The organism is Mycobacterium sp., assembly GCF_035499775.1.
In the GTDB taxonomy this organism is placed as follows: Bacteria; Actinomycetota; Actinomycetes; order Mycobacteriales; family Mycobacteriaceae; genus Mycobacterium.
In genome coordinates this window covers 1-7804 of record NZ_DATJYB010000099.1, presented here as the reverse complement: position 1 = coordinate 7804, position 7804 = coordinate 1, and the positions used below count along the sequence as shown (strand labels likewise).

Genomic DNA, 7804 nt, shown 5'->3' with positions numbered 1-7804 from the left:
AGATCAAGGAAATCGTCGGCAACGTGCCCGGGATCGACTCCGCCGCATCGCCCTGAATCGCGAGCGAATCCTGCTGCGACAGCGCAGGAGCGTCGCGACCTCGCCGATCTGATCGACGAGTGTTGGCGCACAGCGCGACATCAAGATCCGGCATTGGACTTCCTGACCGGCCCGGGTGCCGATTGGTCTGGTGCCACTCGGACGACTGCGAGGTATTCGCTTGCACGCCACGGACATTGGCCGAAGCTGGGGAAACGGCGAGGAAGTTCGTGGGCGGGCAGCCGACCTGTTGTTGGCTTCGTTCGGGCGCGCTGCGGTGTTAGACGGTCTCGACGGGCCCGGACTGTCACTGTTGAGGCGGCGGATAACGCGCTGACTCTTGTTTTCGTCCAGATCACCCACGCTCGGCGAAGCGGTGCATGAAACGATGGGTGCCGTGATCCTCGCGGTCGATCTCGGCAAGACGTCCTGCCGGGCCGCGGCGCAAGGCCGCCGGGTCGAGGGGGCGGGCGCGCCAGGTCTCGCGACACCTGACGGAGTGCGGGCCGCGGAGACGGCGATCCTCGCGGTCGCGGGTGAGCTCGGCCCGGTCGACGAGGTGGTCGTGGGCGCCGCCGGGGCTTTCTCCGCGCCGGACGCGGCCCGTGCTCTGGGGGACGCGCTGTTGGCCTCGCTGCGGGTCGAGCGCGTCGCGGTGACCAGTGACGCCGTGACCGCGCACGCCGGGGCGCTGGACGGGAAGCCGGGCGTCGTGCTGGTCGTGGGCACCGGCGTCGTGGCTCTCGCGATCGACGCGGACGGCGCACTGCGGACCGCCGACGGCTGGGGGCCGTGGCTGGGTGACGAGGGTGGCGGCGCGTGGATCGGCGCCGCCGGGCTGCGAGCGGCGCTGCGCGCCCACGACGGCCGCGGCCCGACCACCACGCTGCTGGACGCCGCTCGCGCCCGCTTCGGCGCGCCGGAGACCTGGCCCGCGCAACTCACCGGTGCCGCCGCGGTCGCAGCCTTCGCGCCCGACGTCCTCGCTGCGCAGGGCGACGGCGTCGCGCTGGCGATCGTCAGCTCCGCCGCCGAGGCGCTTGCAGCGACCGCTCACGCGGTGGGGGATGGCCCGGTGGCGTTGGTCGGCGGCCTGGCGGGGGTGGAGGTGTTGCGCGAGCGGCTGGACCTCGTCCCGGCCGTCGGCGACGCGCTGGACGGCGCGCTACGACTGGGCGCGATCCACGAGCCGCACGTGATCCGGGTACGGGCGGCCCCCGAGGCCCGTGCCCGGCACCGGCTCGACGGGCTCGCCACCGAGGCTGTGCGGCCAGACCTGGACGACCTCGACACGCGGCCGATCGCCGAGGTCGTCGCGCTGCTGGTCGCCGCCGAGGGACAGGCGCATGGCGCTGTGGTGGCGGCGGTGCCGCGGATCGCAGCGGCGGCCGAGGCGATCGCGGCGCGGCTCGCACGCGGGGGGCGTCTGATCTACGTCGGCGCTGGGACGCCCGGCCGGCTCGGTGTGCTCGACGCAGCGGAGTGCGGGCCGACGTTCGGCACCGACCTCGTACGGGGCGTGATCGCCGGCGGCCCGGCGGCGCTGACCGAGGCGATCGAGGGCGCCGAGGACGCGTTCGACGCCGCCGATCTCGCCGACCTCACCACTGCGGACGCGCTCGTCGGGATCACGGCGTCGGGCCGCACGCCGTACGTGCTCGGGGCGCTCGAGTATGCGCGCGCGGCGGGCGCACTGACGGTCGCCATCGTGAACAACCGGGGGAGCGACGCGTCGGCCGATGTGGTGATCGAGCTGCTGACCGGGGCCGAGGTGCTGGCCGGCTCCACGCGCCTGACCGCGGGGACGGCGCAGAAGGTCGTGCTCAACGCGATTTCGACGAGCGTGATGATCGCGCTCGGCAAGGCCTACGGACCGCGGATGGTCGACGTGCGCGTGACCAATGCGAAGGTGCGCCGGCGCGCGGTGCGGATCGTCCGCGACGCGGCCGGCGTCGACGAGGCGGCCGCGACCGCCGCCCTGGCCGCCGCGGGCGGTCACGCCAAGACCGCGATCGTCGCGCTGCTCGCGGGTGTCGACGCTGCCGAGGCCGCGGTCCGGCTCGACCGCGCACGGGGACGCCTGCGCGACGCGCTCGGCTCGGCATGAGGGTGATCGGGTTGATGTCGGGGACGTCGATGGACGGCCTCGACGCGGCGGTGGCCGAGCTGGAATGGGACGACGGTGCGGTGGCGATGTCACCGCTGCGTCATATCGAGCGGTCGTGGCCGGACGAGGTGCGCGCCCGTCTGCACGCTTCGCTGGGCCCGACGACGGCGGGCGAGCTCTGCGAGCTCGACCAGCTGATCGGGCAGGCGTCGGGGGAGCTCGTCGCCCAGCTGCTGCCCGCCGATCTCGTCGTCAGCCACGGTCAGACGGTCCACCACTGGGTACAGGGCGGCGCGGCGAAGGGGACACTGCAGCTCGGGCAGCCCGCGTGGATCGTCGAGGCGACCGGGCTGCCGGTCATCTCGGACATCCGCGCTCGCGATATCGCCGCCGGCGGCCACGGGGCCCCGCTCGCCGGGATCCTCGACGACCTGTGGCTGCGCGGCGAGCACACACGTGCGGCGCTCAACCTCGGCGGGATCGCGAACGTGACGATCGTCCGAAAGGGCTGTGCCCCAATAGCATTCGACACCGGACCGGCCAACTGCCTGCTCGACGGGGCGGCGCGTCGCGTTATCGGCCGGCCCAGCGACGAGGACGGCCGGCTCGCCGCCAACGGCACACCGGACGCGGCGCTCCTGCAAGACCTGCTCGACGACCCCTACTTCGCGCTCGCGCCGCCGAAGTCGACCGGTCGTGAGTATTTTCGCCTCGGGGACCTGCCCGAACTCGCGCCCGAGGACCTGTTCGCGACGCTGACGGAGCTGACCGCGATCACCGTCGCCGACGCGCTGGCGCCGTACGCGCCCGCCGAGGTCGTCGCATCCGGAGGCGGCGTCCGCAACCCGGCGTTGCTCGCCGCGCTCAAGCGCCGGCTCCCGCTCACCCTCAGCGATGAGCACGGCCTGCCCGCGCAAGCCAAGGAGTCCTACCTGATGGCGCTGATCGGCTTCCTCACCTGGCACCAGGTGCCGCTGCTCACCGGCCCGCACGTGCTCGGACGCATCTCGCCCGGCAACGCGCCGCTCGCGCTTCCGCCGCCGGCCGCCCGGCCGACCGGCCTGCTCATCGACCATCGACCGTGGCAAGCTGGACCGTAGCAACGAGTCACGACACTCAGGGGTGTGCAATGTGGACAATCGTTTGCCGACTGGTCGCCAGCACCGCCATGGCCTTCGCGCCGATGGCGGTCGTCACGCTCGCTTCACCGGGGATCAGCTCAGCGGAATGCGCCAACGGCGAGTGGTGGGATGCGAAGGCGAACATTTGCCGCCCACCGGACGCACCGGCAGCTCTGCAGTGCCAACAGGGCGAGTGGTGGGACCCGACGGCCAATCAGTGCCGACCTTTGGGGGTTGGGCCACAACCACTCGCCTGCGAGGCGGGCCAATGGTGGGATCCCACGGCCAACGTGTGCCGACCTCTCGGCGTGGGGCCGCAACCGCTCGCATGCGACAACGGCTCGTGGTGGGATCCGGTCTCTAACGCGTGCCGGCCGCCGCTGATACCGCCACCCGGATAGCCGGTTCGAACCAAGGCTGTACGTAGAGTGACGGAAGTGGCGGCGCGAGAGTTGCGCAATGACACCGCAGGACTGCTGCGGCGCGTTCAGGCTGGCGAAGATATCACCGTCACCGTCAATGGCAAGGCGGTCGCACGTCTTACTGCACTGCAACCCACCCGGCACGGATGGTTGAGTCGAGATGAACTGCTGCGCAGGCTTGATCGCGCTCAAGCCGACCCGGCGTTGCGTCAGGAACTTGCCGAGTTGGCCGGGGACAGCACCGATGAACTCGGTCCGCTTCGCTGACCTCCACCGGCGTGCTTAATGCATCGATGATTCCGCCGGCCTGACCATCGTTCGCGTCTAGCCTGCCGTTTTGCGATGCGAAGTTGTCAGCGCCCTTCGCCTTTTGCACGGCCGATCTTGCCGGCGCGCGCCAGGCGTTGGTCGGCGATCGCGCTGATCGCCTCCTTGCTGGTCGAGTTTCCCGTGATGGCCCTCAAGAAATCTTCCCGGCGCAAGCGCCAGAGCGCACCGGCCTGCACGCACCGCACCGTCGCCGTACGCGGCACACCGAACAACAGGCCGATCTCCCCGAAATGGTCACCTTGACCCAGCGTTCCTATCTTTTGGCCGTCGACGTCGGTGTCGAAGGAACCCGAACCGATCAGAAACATTTCTTCCGCGGAATCACCTTGTCGGACAACAACATCGCCTTCGGCGCAACGCAGGGGTATCAGGGCAGAGGCAAGCTGGGTCGCGGCCGCAACAGACAGCGGTCTGAAGGCTTCGACGCTTTTGATCGCATCAAGCTCTTCGCGACACATCGGGAACTGCCGCTCCACCCGCCTCAGGCGCCACAAGCCATAGACCACGCCCAGCATCGCCACACCGGCGGCAACCCGCAACGTCCCGCGCACTCCGATCGCGGCGTTGATCTCCGCGGCACACAGGCCGGCCGCGCCGACGATCGAGACGGCGATCAACGCGTTGATTCCGGCGAGTAGGTCGAGTGACCGCCCAGACGCGCTCCGTTGCAGCAACGTGCGGCCACTCACCAGTTGGTACGCATCGCCTATGCCGAACAAGACCAGCAGCGGGATGGCAAGGGCCTCTGCGGACGTCGCTGCCAGGGCGAAAAACACTGCCGCACAACCGAGCAGGCCGAGGATAAACGGAACAGACATCGACCGCTGACCCAGCGACAGGCTTGCGATACCACCAACCAGTCCGCCAACGCCGACAGCGCCGATCAGCATTGGCGTCCCCGCCGCACTGACGTGCAAAAGGTCGGTCGCGATGCTGGCAACGACGCCTTGCGCAATGCCGGTCAGTGCAGCGGTGAACGCCAGGACGACGACGACGACCCGGGCGCTCGACGACCGCCGAAGCACACCGATTCCGCCGGCAAGTTCGTCGACGACGCGAGACCCTTCTTCGCCCACCCGGGTATCGATTCCGCGAATCGCCAAGAGCGGCCAAGCTCCAAGTGCACAAAATGCGACGACGGTCGCCAGGACAACGGGCGGCCCGGAGAGCCACAAACCGACCGCGGCGACGCCGGCACCGACCAACACAACCGCCGTCTCGAGAAGAGAGGACAGCGCATTTGCCGCGACCAGCTGGGCGGGCGAGTCGGCTAACCAGGGCAGTAGCGCGTCGTGGAGCGCCTTCGGGGCGGACGACGTGAATCCCTCTAAGGCGATGAGAAGAAACAGCAGGACGTTTGCCGCGTGGAATTCCAGCACCGGGATCACAAGTGCCACCGCACATCCGCGAGCAACGATGGCGCCGGCCAGTACCCGCTCCCGCCTGAACCGGCCCGCCAGGGCGGCATAGGCGGGAGCGCTCGCCGCACCGGTGAATTGCCGAATAATGACGAACCAGCCAGGCCCGATCGGACCCAGGCGATCGAGGGTGACGACCAACATCGTCGAAAGCCAGGCCACATGCCCGATCACGCCGGCCCCGAGAGACGCTTCGGCGCGGGCAATATTCGCGTTGGACAGAGCATTACGGCATGCGGCCCACCGGCTTACCGGTGCCGGGCTGTCGGCCATCGACGCAGCATAACGCTGTAAGACGGGTGGCGTCCGCAACCCGGCGCTGCTCAACGGCCACGCGGCCCACCGGTATCCTCATCCGAATTGGCGCGCATAGCGGATCGAGGGATTCTCGGCCTTCGGCGAAAATACGCCGACGAATAGCGAAAATGGTTGATGCACAACGGTAATCCGCATCTCCGGATGCCGCGGAACTACTCATCGTCGTCCACTGCGACGCCGAATTCAAAACCGCTGCAACGGCATTAACGTTCCAGCGGTCTAAGCTGAACCGGAACAAGGCTACTTCCTGACGAAGTGGCGACAACCGCTCGCGCGTCAGCCAGAGCAGTCTACTGCGACCTGAAGGGCCCCGCAGATCGCGCGCATCCGGGAATCCGAAAGCCGGCCGAGCCGACTGACCAAGACTGCAATAGGAACACTTTCGACCGAGTCCAAGTTCACCGCCGAACGCCGGGGGATCGGGTCGTCACCGGGTTCCAGAGCCACCTCGCTTGCCAGCCCTCGGATCGTCGTGGTGCACGGAGCGACGAGGGTGCGTCGAAGCCGAGAGATCGCCGCGTCACGCGACAGCACCACAACCGGACGCCGACCTACTTCGGCCAGTTCACACCACCACACCTCTCCGCGTGCCGGCAATGCGCTCACGAAGCGCCGGCCGCTCGCCGCCAGGACGCCAGGTCACCCCACTCGTCGGGCTTATCGACCGGGTGCTCGTCGTAAGCGGCATAGCTCGCATCCACTTCAGCGGATCGATGACGGGCGAGTAAGGCAGCGAGAGCCTCATCGATGAGGGTGGCGTCATTGACGCCCACCCGCACGCCACGCGCACTGCTCAATAACCTGGCGTCAACCGTGGTACTTATTCGTATGCGGTTCATGCCACAAATATGCCACGGATTGTTACTTGCCACACTCCCGTCCCGCGGCGGAAGGACAGCACGACAGCCGTCGCGACGCCGCCTTCAGTCCTTCAGCTTGTCAACGGCATCCAGGATCTCTGACACAGCGGTCGCTGCCCGCCATAGGTGATCCTCAGGCGATTCGTCATAACTTTTGTGGCGCCGACGCCAGTCGCGGTCCCAGTAGACCTCGAGCATCGATCGGAGGTGTTCACGCGACGCGACGAGCTCGGTCCGCAGCTGTATCGCTAACTCGTCGTCGGACGGCTCGACAATGGCCAGGCGGTCAAGGCGCCGTGACCGGAGGGCCTCAATCGCCGACGAATCAAGACCGCTGTCAGCAGACCAGAACTTCACCACCTGCCGGTAGTCATAAGTCCATACCGGCCAGGTGCGCGGTCGGTACCACCAGAGAAACGGCCGCTTACCGAGTCGCAGTTGGTGGCCGATCGCTTCTGCGGTGGGGTGCATGGCCAGCGGGGGGAGCTCCTTGGCGGGAAGATCGAGGACGAGCACGACTGCTCCGGACTCCAAGGTGTCGGTCAACGACAGCAGCTTCCCGGCCACCCACATCTCGGTGAGGGGCCAGTGACCTCGGCCACCTACCTCCTGCCACTGCGACGCGACCTCCGCCATCTCGACGAGATGTCCGATGGCCGTCGCACGCTTCATGGCATTCGGCTAAACAGGTCGGCTCGGCAAGCTGTTCGACCGCGTCGCGTTGTCGGCCACGTCATGATTGCCCCGGCTCAGGGACGGGTGCGGTCGAGAAGTGCAGCTCGCTGGGGACGGCGGCAACGCCCGCCTGGCTCTTGAAGTTCATGTAACTGCCGCCGTTGAAGCCCAGCGCGTAGGACTTGCCCGATTCCAGCGTGCAGTCCAGCGAGAAGGTCATGCCGTCGGTCGAGGTCGTCGGTGGCCCCGGACAGGGGGGATAGGCGGCGCCCTGGATGGTCACGAACGAATAGGAATCGGGCATCATCTTCTGGTCGAACGTGACCTTCAGCGTAAGCGGTCCGGCCGGCACGGTGGCGCCCGCGGCCGGCACGGTCGCCACGACCTTGGGTGCCGGCTGGGCCGCTCCCTCGGGTGTACACCAAATCAGTTGCGAGGCGGTCAAACTGATGAACACACCCGCGGCCGTGCGTGCCCGGCTGGCACGGTCCATGCCTGTCATAATGCGCCTTTC

General features: G+C 68.2%; 8 protein-coding genes and 2 pseudogenes. 5 read left to right on the top strand and 5 right to left on the bottom strand.

All coding sequences use genetic code 11. From position 1 onward, the window contains the following. Positions 1–427 precede the first annotated feature (427 nt). The 5 genes and pseudogenes from VML93_RS38515 to VML93_RS06985 all read left to right on the top strand — a co-directional run. Positions 428–1153 (top strand): annotated as a pseudogene (locus VML93_RS38515) (BadF/BadG/BcrA/BcrD ATPase family protein); the annotation flags it as partial. A gap of 84 nt (positions 1154–1237) precedes the next feature. Continuing rightward, positions 1238–2146 (top strand): N-acetylmuramic acid 6-phosphate etherase, encoded by a 909-nt coding sequence (murQ, locus tag VML93_RS38510; RefSeq protein ID WP_414686297.1) that lies wholly within the window; start codon positions 1238–1240, stop codon positions 2144–2146. Next, entirely contained in the window at positions 2143–3246 is a 1104-nt protein-coding gene (locus tag VML93_RS06995; protein WP_325609043.1) for an anhydro-N-acetylmuramic acid kinase, read from the top strand. Before murQ ends, VML93_RS06995 begins: the two co-directional genes overlap by 4 nt. A 68-nt stretch (positions 3247–3314) precedes the next feature. Then, a complete protein-coding gene (locus tag VML93_RS06990) occupies positions 3315–3668 on the top strand; it encodes a hypothetical protein (RefSeq protein ID WP_414686296.1) in 354 nt (117 codons plus the stop codon). Positions 3669–3695: 27 nt separating this feature from the next. Further along, positions 3696–3956: a type II toxin-antitoxin system prevent-host-death family antitoxin gene (locus VML93_RS06985; protein WP_325609039.1), complete on the top strand. Its 261-nt coding sequence runs from the start codon at positions 3696–3698 to the stop codon at positions 3954–3956. 86 nt (positions 3957–4042) lie between these two features. Here VML93_RS06985 and VML93_RS06980 read toward each other — a convergent pair whose 3' ends face one another. The 5 genes and pseudogenes from VML93_RS06980 to VML93_RS06960 all read right to left on the bottom strand — a co-directional run. Then, positions 4043–5710, bottom strand: coding sequence for a cyclic nucleotide-binding domain-containing protein (locus VML93_RS06980; protein WP_325609037.1), 1668 nt, complete (start codon positions 5708–5710; stop codon positions 4043–4045). A gap of 321 nt (positions 5711–6031) precedes the next feature. Continuing rightward, positions 6032–6361, bottom strand: a complete 330-nt coding sequence (locus VML93_RS06975) for a type II toxin-antitoxin system PemK/MazF family toxin (RefSeq protein ID WP_325609035.1) — start codon at positions 6359–6361, stop codon at positions 6032–6034. After that, a pseudogene (locus VML93_RS06970) lies at positions 6358–6609 on the bottom strand (antitoxin); the annotation flags it as partial. The gene VML93_RS06975 and the pseudogene VML93_RS06970, both read right to left, overlap by 4 nt. Positions 6610–6678: 69 nt before the next feature. Next, positions 6679–7287 carry a DUF7711 family protein gene (locus VML93_RS06965; RefSeq protein WP_325609033.1) on the bottom strand — a complete coding sequence of 203 codons (609 nt, stop codon included), beginning with the start codon at positions 7285–7287 and terminating at the stop codon, positions 6679–6681. A gap of 61 nt (positions 7288–7348) precedes the next feature. Further along, a partial coding sequence (locus VML93_RS06960) for an Ig-like domain-containing protein (RefSeq protein WP_325609031.1) occupies positions 7349–7804 on the bottom strand: 456 nt, incomplete at its 5' end.